At 60.5% G+C, this 16,351-nt stretch carries 11 protein-coding genes; 6 read left to right on the top strand and 5 right to left on the bottom strand.

All coding sequences use genetic code 11. The features are described 5' to 3' along the window. Positions 1–104: 104 nt before the first annotated feature. A complete protein-coding gene (locus V0Z78_RS03640) occupies positions 105–1,262 on the top strand; it encodes a glycosyltransferase (protein ID WP_336343263.1) in 1,158 nt (385 codons plus the stop codon). A gap of 139 nt (positions 1,263–1,401) precedes the next feature. On the opposite strand, the gene V0Z78_RS03635 is transcribed toward V0Z78_RS03640, so the two are convergent. The 3 genes from V0Z78_RS03635 to V0Z78_RS03625 form a co-directional block, all read right to left on the bottom strand. Next, positions 1,402–2,610 (bottom strand): O-antigen ligase family protein, encoded by a 1,209-nt coding sequence (locus V0Z78_RS03635; protein ID WP_336343262.1) that lies wholly within the window; start codon positions 2,608–2,610, stop codon positions 1,402–1,404. A 213-nt stretch (positions 2,611–2,823) separates the two neighbouring features. Further along, entirely contained in the window at positions 2,824–4,320 is a 1,497-nt protein-coding gene (locus V0Z78_RS03630; RefSeq protein ID WP_336343261.1) for an oligosaccharide flippase family protein, read from the bottom strand. A 49-nt stretch (positions 4,321–4,369) separates the two neighbouring features. Next, positions 4,370–5,314: a glycosyltransferase family 2 protein gene (locus V0Z78_RS03625; RefSeq protein WP_336343260.1), complete on the bottom strand. Its 945-nt coding sequence runs from the start codon at positions 5,312–5,314 to the stop codon at positions 4,370–4,372. A gap of 238 nt (positions 5,315–5,552) precedes the next feature. Between V0Z78_RS03625 and V0Z78_RS03620 the strand changes: the two genes are divergently transcribed. Then, a complete protein-coding gene (locus V0Z78_RS03620; protein ID WP_336343259.1) occupies positions 5,553–7,145 on the top strand; it encodes an O-antigen ligase family protein in 1,593 nt (530 codons plus the stop codon). 254 nt (positions 7,146–7,399) lie between these two features. Then, complete coding sequence (locus V0Z78_RS03615; protein ID WP_409338721.1) at positions 7,400–8,851, top strand: sugar transferase; 1,452 nt, start codon at positions 7,400–7,402, stop codon at positions 8,849–8,851. Between the two features lie 54 nt (positions 8,852–8,905). Here the strand turns inward: V0Z78_RS03615 and V0Z78_RS03610 are convergent, their stop codons facing one another. After that, positions 8,906–10,096 (bottom strand): glycosyltransferase family 4 protein, encoded by a 1,191-nt coding sequence (locus V0Z78_RS03610; RefSeq protein ID WP_336343257.1) that lies wholly within the window; start codon positions 10,094–10,096, stop codon positions 8,906–8,908. A 268-nt stretch (positions 10,097–10,364) separates the two neighbouring features. Here V0Z78_RS03610 and V0Z78_RS03605 point away from each other — a divergent pair, with 268 nt between their 5' ends. From V0Z78_RS03605 to V0Z78_RS03595, 3 genes are all read left to right on the top strand, one after another. Then, a complete protein-coding gene (locus V0Z78_RS03605) occupies positions 10,365–11,801 on the top strand; it encodes an oligosaccharide flippase family protein (protein ID WP_336343256.1) in 1,437 nt (478 codons plus the stop codon). 38 nt (positions 11,802–11,839) lie between these two features. Further along, positions 11,840–13,330: a hypothetical protein gene (locus tag V0Z78_RS03600; RefSeq protein WP_336343255.1), complete on the top strand. Its 1,491-nt coding sequence runs from the start codon at positions 11,840–11,842 to the stop codon at positions 13,328–13,330. A gap of 405 nt (positions 13,331–13,735) precedes the next feature. Continuing rightward, positions 13,736–14,839, top strand: coding sequence for a glycosyltransferase family 4 protein (locus V0Z78_RS03595; RefSeq protein ID WP_336343254.1), 1,104 nt, complete (start codon positions 13,736–13,738; stop codon positions 14,837–14,839). 59 nt (positions 14,840–14,898) lie between these two features. Here V0Z78_RS03595 and V0Z78_RS03590 read toward each other — a convergent pair whose 3' ends face one another. Further along, positions 14,899–16,338, bottom strand: coding sequence for a sulfatase (locus V0Z78_RS03590; protein ID WP_336343253.1), 1,440 nt, complete (start codon positions 16,336–16,338; stop codon positions 14,899–14,901). Positions 16,339–16,351: the final 13 nt, after the last annotated feature.

Here is a 16,351-nt window from a genome sequence, read left to right as displayed (position 1 = left end):
CGGCCGGCAACCGATGGAGCGAATCGGTTCGAGACAACGATCATGCTAATTCCTAAAAAACGGAAGAATTATGTTGAGGATGGGTATCCTCCAAAAAAGAAGCTATGAGTGAGGATACTATCGATGTTCTCTGTCTCACCTCCTCAATGGGTATCGGCGGCGCTGAGAAACAGATCAGCGTCTCCTCTGAGAGATTGGCGGAAAAAGGAGTTGATATCCGGATCGTCTGTCTGCGTCCAGTAGGGGCGATGGGGGAGCAGCTCATGGATAGTCAGGTCGACGTCGTGTCCTTGAACATCGAGAAAAATTATCAATTATTGTATAAATTCCCTCGCCTGCTCTTCCTTCTCTTCGAGAAACGACCGGACATCATTCACGGGCATATGTATCACTCGAACGTACTATCTCGGCTGCTTTCCCTGCTCTCGCCGAACGCCGAGTCGGTATCGACGGTACATAGCACGTATGAGACGAACGGCAGAGGCCTCCCAAAAACGAGCGGCGGAGACCTCCCGGAAGTGACGATACGAGAACGCATGTATCGGGCGACGGACGTCCTGAGCGATCTGACGACGTTCGTGAGCGAATCGAGCCGGCAGCGGTACATCGACATCAACGCCGTCAGCGAGCGGAGCTCGATGGTCGTCTACAACGGGATCGACACCCAGGAGTTCCACAGGGATTCAGAGCGACGGGCGGCGATACGAGACCGACACGGTGCGGACGAGAAGTTCGTCTGGCTGGCGGCCGGGCGGTTCACGAACGCCAAGGACTATCCGACGATGATCCGTGCGTTCGGCCGGCTTTCGGCACCGGACAATGAGCTATGGATCCTCGGTGACGGAGAGCTGAAGCCGGAGGTCGAGCGGGAGATCCAACAGGAGGGGGTGGCGGATCGGATCACGCTGTTGGGAACCACGAACGACGTGCCGAGTTACATGAGTGCCGCGGACGGGTTCGTCCTCTCGTCACACTGGGAGGGGTTCGGTCTCGTCGTTGCGGAGGCAATGGCGTGCGAATTACCGGTCGTCGCCACGCGATGCGGCGGTCCCGAGGAGATCGTTGTTGACGGGGAAACAGGTCATCTCTGTGAGGCACGCGATCCGGCGGCGCTGGCCGCGGCGATGGACCGACTACGAGCGACGAAGCCGGCGGAGCGGAACCGAATGGGCCGACGGGGCAGACGGGTGATCGAGAACCGATTCGACCTGGAGAAGATCGCCGACCAGTGGAAGGAGATCTATCGGAGCCTGCTGGGCTGAACCGAGCCGCTGAGACGACACGGTGTGAGCGAGAGCGGCACGTGACTGGGTTTTTACTCCGATCGTTAAACACGGACACGACCGACCGCCTGCGTTCACGATTCGAGTCCAGGTCGCGGTCGGCGGCGCGCTACGGAGGCTACTCGCCCAGCTGGAGCTTCCGGTTTCGTTCGGACTGTGCGGTGGCCAGAGCGAAGGTGAAGACGAGATACTTGACGACATTGGCGACGATCCCCTCGATCAAGATAAAGACGAACAGAATCGCGAACAGACTCACCCAGAGCGCACGGTAACGAGTGTGTTGCCGATAGATGGCGACGGCGGCGACGACGAGAATGGCGATGTAGATGGCGATGCCAACGAGGCCGAGCTCAACCCCGAGCTGGATGAACGCGTTGTGCGCCGCGATGGGGACCTCTCCCTCCGCGAAGAAGGGTTCGACCGCCGGCATGAACGTCCCGCTCCCGTGGCCGAGCATCGGTCGTTGTCGGAAGACCGTCATCCCGGCTTCCCAGATCGGAGCGCGCCCGCCGAAGTCGCCTGATGCGACCTCCATCGGCGTCAGCAGCAATCGCGTGAGGAGGTTCGTCGCGACGAGGATCAGTGTGGCTGCGCCGACGAGCACGGCGAGCAGCACTACGCCACCGGCGGCCAGCACCGTTCGATCGAACGGCAGGGAGACGTCGGCGTTCCTGAGGTACTCCTGATAACACAGGAACGCGAGGAACGCGAGCGCGATCCCATAGGCGATCATTCCCTGCCGGGCGACCGTCAGCATGATCGCGACGCCCGACAGCACGAAGTAGAGGAGGTTAATCGCACGGACGGCCCGACTCGAGAGCAACGAATCGGTGGATCGGATCAGGAGATAACCCGCGAGCGGGGTGCCGAGAGCGAGCATTCGGGCGATGATGTTCGGGTTGAGATCGAAGGCCGTATACCGGCTCGTCTGGCCGATCGAATCGACCAGGAGGTCGATGAAAACGGCACCGACGAGCACGTACGCGCCGATGACGTACGCGAAGAACGCGTATTCGATCGCAACGTCGCGTCGGTATAAGTCCCAGATGACGACGAGAATGCCGAGAATCAGCACGTAGCGAAGCGTCGTCCCCAGAGTGAGGCCAGGCGCGATCGACCAGACGTAGCTGAGCGCGCTCCAGCAGGCGAGCGCTCCGAGGAGGAGATGCAGCCGGGAGAGGATCCGCACTTCCCCCCGGACGAGCACGTTCACGCCCCAGACCGCAGCGACGACGGCTCCGACCGCCCGTCCGATGGTGCCGACCGCGCCAAGCTGGAAGGCGCCGCGCCACGGGAGCGTGAAGATCAGCAGGAGACTGAGAGCCATGGCTGCAGATCTCGTAGCGTACTCGAACTTCGACGGCCTCAGCGCCCGTTCTAGTGATTCCATGTGAGGAGCAGGGGTGCGATGCTCGCCGATCCTCACTCGATTCTATTAAACGATAGGAAACGGTGCCCGTTGCGGCTCCGCCTCAGTGCCGTCGAATCCGATATGGACCCAGGAAGGGCAACAGGACACGACACGCCACCGGGGCCGGAATCAAAGGAAACCATCCAGGCGAGCCAGCGGTGCCGGCAGCCGGTTGAGGAGTCGCCGCACCTCGAGGGCGTCGACCGCGCCGGTTCGGACGGCCAAGCCAGCGTAGACCGCAAAGCCGATCGGCGGCACGACGGCCAGCGCGAGAAGCGGCCACGGGATGAGATACGCGCCGCCGAGGATCACGGGTGCCGCGCCGACCGCGGTCACGGCGATCCGGCCGAACCGGAGGTCCGCGATCGGGTCGAAGCCGATCCGGCGGGCGCTCCAGACGTGCAGCCCGGCCATCGAACCGTAGCCGATGCTCGTCGCGACCGCCGCGCCGTACATCCCGAATCGGGGGATGAGCAGCAGGTTCAACACCACGTTGAGGAGCGCGGCAACGCCCGTCGCTAGGATAAGGATCCGCAGGTCGCCCTTCCCCTGGCCGATGGCGTAGATCGGCCGAGCAAGCGCGAAGCCGATCACGCCAGGCAACAGGAGAAGCAACGGATCGATCGCGGCGGCAAACTCGGAGCCGAAGTACAGTGGCACAAAGGGATCCGCGAGCGCAGCCAGCCCTAACGCCAGCAGGACGGTCAACAGGAGCGTATAGCGCGTCGCCCGAGCGGCAATATGGGTGATTCGGTCGACGTCCTCGTTCGCCCACAGCTCCGAGGTCGCCTGGAGGAGCACGAGTTGGATCGCCATCGGGACGAACCAGAGAAACTCGGCGATGACGAGGGCGGCCTTATACTGACCGGTCTGTTCGCTCCCCGAGAGCGGCTGGAGGAGGAGGATATCAACGTGGTAGAGCGACATGGTCAGGAAGATCAGGACGACGCTGAACGCGTTGAACGAGAACAACTCCCGGCGCGGGAACTCCGATGGTACCGCTCGGGTCGCGAACGAGAGAGAGAGGTGGCGTCGAAGGAAGACGAGCCCGACGACCGTCACGACGACTGTCGCGACGAGGTGGCCGACGAGCACGCCCTCGACGCCGTAGCCGACGTAGGCGAGCCCGACGCCGACGATACAGAACAGCAGTTTGTTGAGAACGACGAGGGGCTCGGAGTAGTGCTCCTGGCCGAACCCCATTAGGGCGCCGCGGACCAGCTCGTAGAACTGGTTGCCGACGAGCAGTGCGGCGACGACGTAGAAGTACGTCCCGAAACGCTGGCCGAAAACACGGCCGATCAGTCCGGTGGCGGTGAGTCCGAGAAGCGCGAGCACGACGACGCTCACGAGCAGCACCGCGATCCGGGCATAGAACCCGAAGACCAGGTCCTCCCAGTCGGGGAACGATCGTGCCTCAGCGATGTACTTGCGCACACCGTCGAAGATGCCGGCGTTGACGACGATCATGAGCAGCGTCATCGTGGACATCGCGAGCGCGTAGTCGCCGTAGCCTCGGCTGCCGAGGACGCGGACGAGAACGGGCGTCACCAGGATCGAGAGCACCATTCGACCGACGCGGCCGCCAAGAATGGAGAGAAACCCACGGATGATGTCCCGGTCCATCTACCGCCGTCTACCGGGTAGTCCTACAAGAAGACACGCGGTATCCGAATCAAGCGGTGAGTCGAGTCACATATCGCTTGACCGTCCGTAACGACGGGTACGCATATCGTCCGCCGGCCGCCGCCGCGAGATAGAGGTAGAACGAGGGGTCGAAGGGGTACCGAACGATCGACCGGATGAAGTCACGTCGTGCGCCGGCGTAGTCACCGTTCGAGAGGGCCGCCCGTCCGAGCGCATACGAGAGGTACCCTTCCATCTTTCGCTCGACGTCATACTCGCTGGCGATTGGCCGGAACCGCTCAAGAAGAAGTGGGTAGGAGACCTCACGCTTCGGCTCAATTGACCGGCTGATCTGGCCCGTCGGAGCGTTGTGGCGAACGACGAGCGGCTCGGGGATCGCGACGCACCGACCGTATTGCGACAGCCGAACGTAGTACTCCCAGTCCTGCCAGCTCGGTAACCGCTCGTCGAGCCTCCCCGCTCGCTCGATCACGGTTCGCCGGGCCATCACGGCCGAGAAGGTACCGATGAAGTTGCCGAACAGGAGCCGTTTGGTCACCCGGCCGCCGTTCGACGAGGACGTGATCGAGATCGTCTCGCCATCGGGGCCGACGTTCCGAACACCGGTGTACGCGAATCCGGCGTCCTCCCGTTCGAGGGCTGTGACCTGGCGTTCGAGCTTCTTCGGCAGCCACTCATCGTCGTCGTCGAGGAACGCGACGAACTCCCCGGTCGCCGCGTCGAGGCCGGTGTTCCGGGCGGCGTTCCCGCCGCGGTTCTCCTCGTGGCGGATCGTAGTGACCTGCACGTCGTCAGCATTGATCGGTCCCAACGCGTCGGCCACCGGTCGTGGCGAATGGTCGTCGACGACGATCAACTCGATCGGTCGATACGTCTGGTCGAGAACGCTCTCGATCGCCCGATTTGCTGCCTCGGGGCGCTCGTAGGTGGGCACGACGACGCTGACGAGCGGATTGCTTTGAGTAGGACCCATAGCTGTGATCGAGCGGGTAGGAGGGGGACTCGACCTGGGCTTCACGCCGTACCGTCTTTTACTCTACGTTCGAGTCCGCCTGGAAACGGGTTCGGCGTAGTCCTCATCGGTGTCGAGATACGAGACACCAGCGGTCCATGGATCGCCAACAGAAGTACCGAACCCGCATGCCGTTCGACGAACGGCATCACAATGTTGATGTTATTTCGATAGTTCCACATACGTATTCGATGGCTCCATGGAATCTGATGACCGCGTAGACAGCGCCGGCGGAGCAGGACTCGCGATCGGTGTTGGCCTGCTGGCCGGATTCACCCTCCTCGTCGCCGTAGCGCCGGATACCGACGTCATCAGGACGTCCCACCTCTTGGCGGCCTATCTCTCGCTCGTCGCCATCGCGCTCGTGTACTACCACTCGACGGCCGCCGACGGGCATTGGGCACTGTTCGGCCTCCAGCTCGTCCTCGTGTTCGCGATCGGCTGGCTCGTACGGGCCCTCGTCCGCGGCGGAGTCGCCAGTCGCTTCCACGAGGTCCTGGCCGTCCTGGTTCTGACGCTCCTGTTGATCCTCGCTCGCGGCGATCTCCTTCGCTTCGGGACGCACGGTGCTCCGTACCTGCTTTCGTTCGCGGCCCTCTTCGGTGTCTTCCTGTTTCACTCGAGCCAGTACGCCGCCAACTCCGGTCTCGGGCTGTTTCCCGTTTTTGCCGGCATCATTCTTGGACTCAACCTCTTCGTCGTCCCACGGTACGTCTCCCAGGACGCGGTGTACTGGTCGATCAGTCTGATCGCCGCCGGGGTCGCCCTCCTTGCGCTTTCGACGGTGTTCGTCGGCGACTACTCCATCGGCGTCTTCAGCGTGCGGACGTGGACCGGCACGCTCGCGGTCGGTAACGTACCCCTCAGTCGATCGATCTACGCCAATCCCAACACGTTCGGCTTGCTCATGTTTCCAGGCGTCATCGCCAGCGTCGCCGCCACCCACCGGACCTACGAGCGCTCGCGTCATCGGGCGTTCGCGGTCGTTCCCCTCCTCTGTTTCCCGCTCACCGTCGTCGGACTCGCCCTCTCGGGCAGCCGTGCGGCCGTGCTCGCCGCTGCAGTCGCTCTCGGCCTCTACGTCGCGAGCTCACGAACGCATCCGAGGTGGATTCCACTCTTTATCGCGGGAACTATCGTCACCGTCGGTCTGTTTCTGGGTGGGATTGCCCTCGGCGTCCTCCCCATCGATCCGGCCAACCGATTCACCCTCTGGTCGGCTGGCTTCCGCGCGTTTCTCGTCGAGGGCTCGCCGCTCGGGCAGGGTCTCGTCGAGACGAGCCAGCTCATCGAACCCTACCTGCCCGCCAGCGCCGACGCCTACTCGATCCACAACTCCTATCTCTCGATCGCGCTCAGAGCGGGATTCATCGGCGGGGGCGCCTACCTCGTGCTCGTCGTCGGGCCGCTGCTTCACTCGATGATCCGGCCGGCCCTCGTCGTTCGAACGCTCGGCATGCTCGCGATCGCAAGCGGCTTTGCCGTCCACCAGTTGTTTGAGGCCTATACGCTCTATCAGTTCGGTCCCGGATCGATCCTCGGTGCGCTCGCCGTCGGCTACGTGATCGAGAGTCTAACCGCACCACTTCCCGTCGCGGACTCTGACGGAAGTGACAGTATCGAGGGAGCCGACGCAAGTTCATCGGACTCCACCCATACAGCAGACGACGGTAATGGTCCTGCAGCAGACGGTTCAACCACGGACACGAAATCCGGCGCGAAACCGGACTCCGGAGCCGAGTCGAATGCCGACACTGGTGACGGTACCGATGACAGTAGCGATGACGGCTAGATCGCCAAGAGATCATCAGACGGAGTAGACGCCGATTCCAGCAACAGCGACGATCGCTGGTCTCCACACCTTCGGGTTAGCGGGTCTAGGAGTAGAACATCTCATCAGTAACAGCCCCAGCGTGCTGTCAATGAACGATCCGAGAGAGGACATACCAGTATGAAGTGAGGTTTATTTTACATAGTATACCTTATAATCAAAGGGTTTCGGTTGTTTCACAACGTTTATGGAATAGGCATGAGATAATTTTAGTAATGGCACAGTGGGGAGGATATCGATTGATGAGCGCTGCGGGAACCGTGGTGTGGACGGCAATCGCCGTCCTGATCGCGAACCACTCGATCCCGCAGATGCTCCTCACAGGCTACGTGCCCGTAGTAAGACGGCTTCCAGTGGTGGTGCTAGACGGACAGAGACTGTTTCTGGCAGTCGGACTCAGCACGGCCGTCGTGTTCTCCTGTCTGATCCCGCTGTACAAGCCACGTCCACGACGGATTTTGGATACGATCTTTCTGGCGCAAAAACGAGTGCTGGTGGCGATGTTCGCGCTCGCGACGCTCGGCTATTTTAATATGACGTACCGGCTCCCGCGTGCGACGCTCGCGATGACGATGGGCATATTGCTGATCGTCCTTCCAGCCTGGTTCGTCATTCTTGGGAATCAGCCTATCAAGGGCGAGAAACCGGCGATCATCGTCGGTGACGATCCAGCCCAGATCAATCGAGCTGCGGACGCGATCGAGAGCCCCGTACTGGGCTATCTCTCTCCGCCGCTCGGCATCAATATCGACTCAGATCAAGCACGATCACCGACACCAACAGTGACCGATGGCGGCACGATCGAAATGCCCTCCTCGGATCTTCAGTCCCTTGGCGGGCTCTCCCGGCTCGAGCAGATCCTCGTCGAACATGATATTGCCACCGTTGTGTTTGCGTTCAGGAGCACGGACCGAGGAGAGTTCTTCGGCGTCCTCGAGACCTGTCACGCTCATGGGGTCGAGGCGAAAGTGCTTCGCGAACACGCCGACAGCGTGCTGCTCTCGGACGAAACCGCAGGAGAGCTCGTAACGATCGACCTCGAGCCGTGGGACTGGCAGGACCGACTACTGAAGCGGATTTTCGACGTCGGATTCGCGCTGACGGGACTGACGGCGTTCGCACCACTACTCGGGCTAATCGCGCTCGCGATCAAACTCGACAGTCCCGGACCGGTCTTCTACCGACAGACGCGAACCGCCGGACTCGGCAGAACGTTCGACGTGCTGAAGTTTCGGACGATGCTGCCAGGCAGCGAGTCATCCGATCCCGTCGACGACGGCGAGAATGACCGGATCACCCGCGTTGGTCGGCTGCTCCGGAAATCACACCTCGATGAGCTTCCCCAGCTTTGGGCGATTCTTACCGGCGACATGAGCGTCGTCGGCCCGCGAGCGGCCTGGACTGACGAAGAGGCGCTGCTCGAAGAGGAGGCTGTCGAGTGGCGAAAGCGCTGGTTCGTCAAACCGGGCCTGACGGGATTGGCACAGATCAACGATGCGTCGAGTACGAATCCGACGGAGAAGCTTCGCTACGACCTGGAGTACATTCGGCGGCAGTCGTTCTGGCTGGATGTGAAGATCGTGATTCGACAGATGTGGATCGCACTATTGGATTCGGTGAAGGTGTTTATCGGCCAAGAGCGTCACGATGAGAGCAAAGCGAGATGACTACGGATGAGTCAACACACAGCGATATCGATGAAAGGGCTGGGACCCGCCGTTCTATTGTCTTGCCGCGACGCGCCTCAGAAAATCCGCGTACCGGTTGACATACGTCTCAACCGAGAAATTCTCAGTGGTGTACTCGCACCCGTTCTCGGCGATCTCACGTCGGTGCCGCGGATTCGAAACGAGGTCCGAGAGCGCGTCGGCTATCGCATCGGGGGAGTCAGGTGGGACGATTCGGCCGGTCTCGCCATCGGTAATCGCTTCGGGATTACCGCCGACATCAGTCGCGATTACGGCACAACCTGACGCCATCGCTTCGCGGACAACCCCTGCGATCCCCTCAGCAGACGACGCGAGGATGAATACGTCCAACGACTGGTAGAACTCGGGCATATCCTCCGAGTCCACCCACCCACAGAACTCGACGACGTTCTCAAGCCCCAGTCGGGAGATCTGTCGTCGGAGTTCGGCCTCGTACTCGTGGTGTTTCGGATGGGACGTCCCGCCGGCGATTCGGTATGTAAAGTCGAGATCAGGATGCTCATCCTGAAATCGGGCGAGTGCCTCAAGCGCCGTATGATGACCCTTGCGTTCGGTGAGCGTTCCCGCCGTTCCGATCGTGAGGGGTTCAGACCCGCCATCGGGATGTTCGGATTCGGTTGACGTCGCGAATCGGTCGATCTTGATCCCTTTATAGAAGATGGTAAATTTCTGCCGGTGACGATCGAACTGCTTGCCATAGAGGCGTTCGGCCTGCAGCTCCGACTCGATAAAGACATGATCAGCGAGTCGGAAGCATACCTCATTCAGCCACGCGTAGATACCCTCTGATTTCTCGCCAAGTCCGACGTTCCAGATGACCGGCGTATCGCTGAGAATCGCGGTAGGAGCGAGCGTGAGGAGCGTCCGGAGGGTATCACACCAGATGATATCCGCCTCGGAGAGCACCCGATGGGCGTCGAAGTTATACTGTCCAATCCGAAAAATCATCCGAAGAAATTGAAGTGGCGACGGTGAAAGCAGGGACCCTCCGTAGTTATCGAGGACTCCCCGGTAAGGGATGACCTCCGTCTGGAGATTCCGCTCGCGGGCCTGCTCGAGCAGTGGGCAGTCCTTCTGGCAGATAATGATCGGCTCGAAGTCGTCACCGATCCCATCGACCAGCCGGAGAATCATCTTTGACGTCCCAGTGAACTCCCCTGAGGTTGTTCGGATGAACGCGACTGATAGTTTTCCCGGCTGCATCCTCAGGGTCTCTGATTATCGAGGAAGATTAAAACCCATGAACCTGTACTCATCACGTAAGGCCTATAGCAAATCCTCGTACATAATCCCATGGGTAGATGATGATGACGATGGCGATTCGGTTCGAAGACGAGACGTTGCAACGGCTTAACGCCCGAAAGAACCCCGGCGGATCAGTCGACGATACGACCAACCAGCTTCTGGACGAACCCGAAGAACTTCGGCAACGGAAACGGCAACCGCAGCGGGATAGCAGTAGTGGATAATCATGACTCTCTCGAAGAAGATTTCGGGCGATATCATCATCTCGACGCTCTTCACGGCGAGCCTCAAGCTCCGCGGGCTATTATTCATCCCGTTGTTCACACTCGGCCTCGGGGTCGCCGACTACGGTGCCTTCGTCCAAGCATTTGGCATTGCGATTATCGCCGTGAACGTTGCCGCGCTCGGGCTCGATACCGGACTCGTTCAGCTCGACTCGGACGGTACGCGGACCTCCCAACTCGTCTCGACGATGTTCGTCCTCTCGGGACTGGCCGCACTCACCATCGCGGGATTCATCGCCGGGGGTGCAGAACTACTCTCGGTATACACACTCAGCACAACCGAGTACACGCTTCTCTTCGTCGCGGCGGCCGCATACATCCCGTTTGAAGCCATCTTCAGGATTTCGCGGGCATACTACCATGCCCAGCGCCGGGTTCGACTCTACTCCGGGATCGAGGCCGTTGACGTCTGGCTGCTTGTCGCCGCCGTCGCGATCACGATTCTCGCCCTTGATGGAACGGTCATCGAGGCGTTCGTTGCGGTCGTCCTCGCAAAAATAGTGATCACCGCAGCGATCACTTTTCCCGTCGTTCGGGAGGTCGGCATATCGGCTCCGTCCGTAGATATCGCCCGGGAATCGCTCGCGTTCTCGCTACCGACGATGGGCGGCGATCTCTCAAAACACGCGCTTGACAAGGTCGATCGAGTGCTCATCGGATTCTTCCTCGGAGCGAGTGCGGTCGGTGTCTACAGCGTCGCCTATAGCATTGCCTACCTAATCTTATTATTCGTCACGCCCGTCAACGCGTCGTTCTATACGGAGTTCACGACCCTTTGGAACGAGGGAGATCGCCGGACGATTGTCGAGTACACGAAAACTGGTATCCGGTACTTCTCAACGATTGCCCTACCGGCGATAATAGGATTCGCCTTGATCGGCGACGCCGTGATCGGACTGATCTCAACAGCTGAGGTCGCGGACGCCGGACACCTCCTTCTCGTCCTGATCGCACTCGCAATGTTCCTCAGGGGATGCGCCGAGGTCTACCAACGGCTGTTCTACGCCACCGGTGACTCGAGGACGCCGCTGCTCGCCCAGCTCACAATGGTCGCGCTTAATGCCGTTCTGAACGTCCTGCTGATCCCAGTACTTGGCGTCGCTGGCGCAGCACTCACCACGATCGCATCATTCGGTGTCGGAGCGATTCTCCTCGGATGGCTCTTTCAAGATACCCTCCGAGTTGTCCCCAATTGGGGCCGCCTTAGCCGGATTCTCGTCGCTACCGGACTGATGGGAATCACAATGGCCTTCGTGCCGCTGCACTGGATTCTCATCCTTGCACTCGCCCCACCGGTATACGCGGTCTGCCTGTTCGCGACCGGCGGTCTTCGCCGCCGTGAAGTGTCGAGTTTAGTCAAGATAATGACAGCATCATGAGCGGACCTCCAAGATTGAGAACCGAATCCCGGTCCCCAGTGGCCGATCGAACACCCGCCCACGAATCGCGCCGCGCGAGGCTCCTGCTGTACGCTCTCGTAGTAGTCATCATCGCAGTTACGGTCGCGGGAGCAGTGATCGCATGGGTCGAATGGTCGCCCTTCCCGCTAATCGCCGGCCTGCTACTCTCACTCGCGGGGATCCCGTGGCTCCTAAGCGCGCGGTCGGGTCGCTTTGACCTCTTTGAGCCGATGGTGTTCAAGTCGCTGTTCATCTTCATGCTCGCCATCGCGTATATTCAACGGCTCTACTATGAGCCGCGCGAGTACACGATTGACGGATTAGGGCTCTCGACGCCGTTTGAGGCCGGTTTCACGACCGTCGGCGTACTCTACATCGTATACTTCGCGGTCCTCCTTGGCGCGTACTACCTCTACCGCCCACCCACGATATCCCTCCCGCAACGGCTCTCTATCCGCGGACGAGAGACGGTACTTCGACGGATCGGGCTTGGCTACATCGCGGTCGGTCTGGTCGGCTACGCCTACCTGCTATGGGTTGTCACTGCCGGAAACCCACTACTCCTCTACACGACATCCGTCTCCCGGAGCCAGTTCTTCGAGGGGCTCGGTCCGCTCATCCTTATCGCGAATATGACATATATCGGCTATTTCCTCTGGATCCTCGCGACGATGAGCCGGCGTGAACTCCCCTCGGCTGCGCAGATCCTTACCCTCCCCGTCATCCTCGGACTCATCTCGTTGCTCGGCGGTCGCGCGGCGGTCGTCCGGATCGGAATCGTCCTCGCGATCCTAGGCTATTACGCGGCGCTCCGTGGATTCGCTGGCTACGATCGTTCCGATAACCCCGTGTTCATGTTCGCACAGCGGCTTCACCCGACGGCTCACTTCCTACTGCTCCCCGTGTTCTGGGCCGTCGCTTCGGTGTTCTTGATCGGCGCGCAGGCCGCCCGCTCTGATGGGTCCCCGATCACCGCACTGCGCTCGGTCGACCCACTCAGGATTGTTTCTGCAGGTGTCCATAACGACACCTTCGACAACATGATCGCACTGATGGAAATGGTTCCCGCGGAGATGGGATATCAGTACGGCACATTCTATCTTCGGGTAATCATGAACTTCATACCGCGTGCCATCTGGTCCGAGAAGCCAGTCTCGACCGAAGGTGGGGTGATCCGCCGGTGGGTGATCCCCGATGGATCGGGTGGACTGCCGCCGGGTGACATGGGCTCGTTCTACATCAACGCCGGCATTCCGGGGATCGTCATCGGGGCGATCATCTACGGCGTCCTACTCAAACTCACTTACTGGACGCTCTACCAGAACCGCAACTCGCTGCTCGCTCTGTTCGCCTTCGCGCTCGTCATGGCACACCTTATCCCATACGGACTCGTAAACAACGCGCTGATTGCGTTCCTCGAGGATGTTGTCCTGCTGCTCCCAGCATTCGCGGTTGTGCTCCTGACAAAGCGTAGTCAAAGGATGAGTGGCAGTTCAGTGCCACGTTAGTAGGTAAACTGTATCGTTGGTTATATCGTCTTACTCTGGGCAGTTCCTAGCCGTTACGCTCGAACACCGTGTCGATGTTCGCCTCTAGATCGTCACGCATCTCCTCCACAGCCTTCCGAAACGTCTCCTCGGCACCGTCGCTGGGCTGGTAATAGTGCGACAGCACCCCTCAAACACCTCCAGCACTCCCTCATCATCCCGGGACATCGCTGCCAGCTTGCCCAGCTCTTCGCCCGTCCTGATTCGACGTGAAGATCGTAATTTGGCAGATGTGGAACGCGATGCTCGACGTACTCGTCCTGCTGCGTAGGGACGATCCCGACCTCGACTCCGATCTAGACCCTGAAATTGAGGAATCGAACAACCGATCAGCAGATTGATTTTAGCCGAGCGGTCACTCCCGGTATGCGCATTCTACGCGTCGCACAGAAGGTCTATCCCGACGTGAAGGGTGGCGGACCGTACCACGTCCACGCAATGAGTCGTGACCAGGCGGCGATGGGGCACGACGTAACGGTAGTGACGGTCGATGGCGATCCCGAGAAACCGGCCGTCGAGGAACGCGACGGGTATCGGGTCGTCCGCTACCGGCCGAGCGTGACCGCGCTCGGAAACGACGTCTCGCTCGGCGTCGCACGCCACCTCAAGGACGCGGCAGCGTTCGACGTCATGCACGCCCACTCGCATCTCTACTTCTCGACGAACCTCGCAGCACTAAAACGGCGACTGAGCGACGTTCCGCTTGCGATCACGAACCACGGCCTCTACTCCCAGAACGCACCCGAGTGGGTCTTCGACGTGTACCTTCGGAGCGTGGGTCGGTGGACGTTCAACCGGGCGGACGTGGTGTTCTGCTACACCGAGGAGGACAGAAATCGAGTGCGGGAGTTCGGCGTCCAGAGCGACATCGAGGTGGTGCCGAACGGGATCGACACCGAGCGCTTCACGCCCGAGGGGCCCGAAAGCGACTTGCTCGACCACGATGGACCAGTCGTGTTGTTCGTCGGTCGGTTGGTCGACGGGAAGCGCCCACAGGACGCGGTCGCGGCCATCAAGCGGGTACGGGAGGCGCATCCCGAAGCGAGGCTCTACCTGTGTGGTGAAGGGGCACTGAGTGGAAAACTCAAGGAGCAGGTAGCGAACGAGCAGTTAGAGGGATCAGTTCGATTCCTTGGACAGTTACCGTACGACGAGATGCCGGCACTGTATCGCGCGGGTGATGCACTCGTGTTGCCCAGCCGTGCGGAAGGGCTTCCGCGAACAGTGTTGGAGGCGATGGCGTGTAACGTCCCCGTAGTCTGTTCGGACCTCAAGCAGGTTGCGCCGGTGATCGACGGAGCCGGGACGACGGTCCCCGTCGGCGACATCGAGGGGTTCGCTCGCGGACTGATACGGGCGCTTTCAGGACAGTACGACGACGGGCGGCAGGTCGTCGAGAAGGAGTACACGTGGAGTGCTACCGTCGAGCAGACGACGAGAACACTCGAACAGGTCTCGAAGAGCAGGTAGTGAAACAGAATGGTCATCGGAGAAGACGGTGACTGAGAGCGGGTAGCTGTTCGACGAGGCTACTGGAGATAGCCCAGATCCTCGAGCCGGTCCTGAGTGGACTGCGTCATCGAGACGGATTCGGAGGTGTCGGCGTGTTCGAATGAGTCGAGCCAGTCGTCGAGCTTTGCTTCGAGTTCGTCAGCGATCTCCGGGTTCTCGTCGGCGATATTATGTTGTTCTCCGGGATCGTCGACGACATCATAGAGCTCGCGAGTGCCATCGGAACCGCGAATGAGTTTGTGGTCGCTCGACCGGATCGCGCGGAGCGAACGGTCGTACTCGTAGACGTCAGCAGGAAGGTCGCCAACGCGTTTCTCAAGCGCCTCCATCGAGGGCTGTGGGGCCAGGTACTCCGCGACCGCGTACTCGCGTGGCTCGGCGTCCGCATTCGGATGGAATGATGCGCCCTGGAACTGGTCTCGTGCCTCCGGCGCGTCAATGCCGGCTACGTCGAGAAGCGTCGGTGCGAGATCCGTGAGCTGAACGAGACGGTCGTCCTCGGTGCCTCCCGTGAACGGCCCACCGTTGATAATGAGTGGGACGTGGAGCAAGGTATCATAGAGACAGTACTGGTGATCCATCAGATCGTGATCACCGATGTTCTCGCCGTGATCACCCATAACGACGAAGACCGTGTCCTCCCACTCGCCGGCGTCCTCAAGCAATTGTTTGAGTTGAGCGAACCGCCCATCCAGATATGCGAGCTCAGCGCGATAGAGCGCCCGAAGGATCTCGAACTCCCGGTCGGACATCGCAGTCTTGCCGGCGATATAGGACCAGGCGTTCTGGGGGACGTCCATCGCCTCGTCGTAGGAGACCCCGTCGGGGAGGAACTGTTTAGTGAACTCCTCTGACGGTCTGTACTCGAGATGAGGTTCAAGATAGTTGATGAAGAGGAAGAACGGGGCGGTGCCGTCCCGGTCCTGTAACCAGTTGGCGACCCATTGATTGGTCTGCTTCGCACCGTCGTCCTGCTGTTTTCTGAAGAACTGGCCGTAGATCGCGTTCGTGATGTTCGTCAACGGGTTACCGTCAGTGAGCTTGTTCGCGACGGCACGGAGCTTATCGGTCCCCTCCTTCGTTCTCGCGATTTCGCCGAGATCGGTATCCGACTGGACGTACTGCCACGTCTTGTGGAAGGTGTCGAACCCACGTGCGAAACCGAACTCCTCGCTGATCCAGGTGTTGTTCGAGACGGCGGCGGTCTCGTAGCCGGCGTGTTGGAACGCTTCAGCCAGCGGAGTAAGTTCTGACGATAACTGCTTGTGGTCCGCGTGGGCTCCGTGGTTCGAGGGGTTGGTCCCGGTGAACAGGGACGCATGAGAGGGAAGCGTCCATGGGGCGTTGGCGAACGCACGCGTGTAGTGAGTAGCGTCGGATGCCCACGCTGAATCAGAGAACACCTCTGTAGCGATATCGTACCGTGCTGTATCCGCTACTATTACGATAATATTCATGCGATAAGAATTA

Origin of the sequence: Halalkalicoccus sp. CG83 (assembly GCF_037081715.1) — an archaeon.
In the GTDB taxonomy this organism is placed as follows: Archaea; Halobacteriota; Halobacteria; order Halobacteriales; family Halalkalicoccaceae; genus Halalkalicoccus; species Halalkalicoccus ordinarius.
Note: the sequence above shows the minus strand (reverse complement) of the source record. Positions and strands in the feature narration are given on the sequence as shown.

Bases quoted from the DNA above. Each gene is read 5' to 3' on its own strand.
- V0Z78_RS03640 (WP_336343263.1), top strand. From the start codon at position 105: ATGAGTGAGGATACTATCGATGTTCTCTGTCTCACCTCCTCAATGGGT.
- V0Z78_RS03635 (WP_336343262.1), bottom strand. From the start codon at position 2,610: ATGGCTCTCAGTCTCCTGCTGATCTTCACGCTCCCGTGGCGCGGCGCC.
- V0Z78_RS03630 (WP_336343261.1), bottom strand. From the start codon at position 4,320: ATGGACCGGGACATCATCCGTGGGTTTCTCTCCATTCTTGGCGGCCGC.
- V0Z78_RS03625 (WP_336343260.1), bottom strand. From the start codon at position 5,314: ATGGGTCCTACTCAAAGCAATCCGCTCGTCAGCGTCGTCGTGCCCACC.
- V0Z78_RS03620 (WP_336343259.1), top strand. From the start codon at position 5,553: ATGGAATCTGATGACCGCGTAGACAGCGCCGGCGGAGCAGGACTCGCG.
- V0Z78_RS03615 (WP_409338721.1), top strand. From the start codon at position 7,400: ATGGCACAGTGGGGAGGATATCGATTGATGAGCGCTGCGGGAACCGTG.
- V0Z78_RS03610 (WP_336343257.1), bottom strand. From the start codon at position 10,096: ATGCAGCCGGGAAAACTATCAGTCGCGTTCATCCGAACAACCTCAGGG.
- V0Z78_RS03605 (WP_336343256.1), top strand. From the start codon at position 10,365: ATGACTCTCTCGAAGAAGATTTCGGGCGATATCATCATCTCGACGCTC.
- V0Z78_RS03595 (WP_336343254.1), top strand. From the start codon at position 13,736: ATGCGCATTCTACGCGTCGCACAGAAGGTCTATCCCGACGTGAAGGGT.
- V0Z78_RS03590 (WP_336343253.1), bottom strand. From the start codon at position 16,338: ATGAATATTATCGTAATAGTAGCGGATACAGCACGGTACGATATCGCT.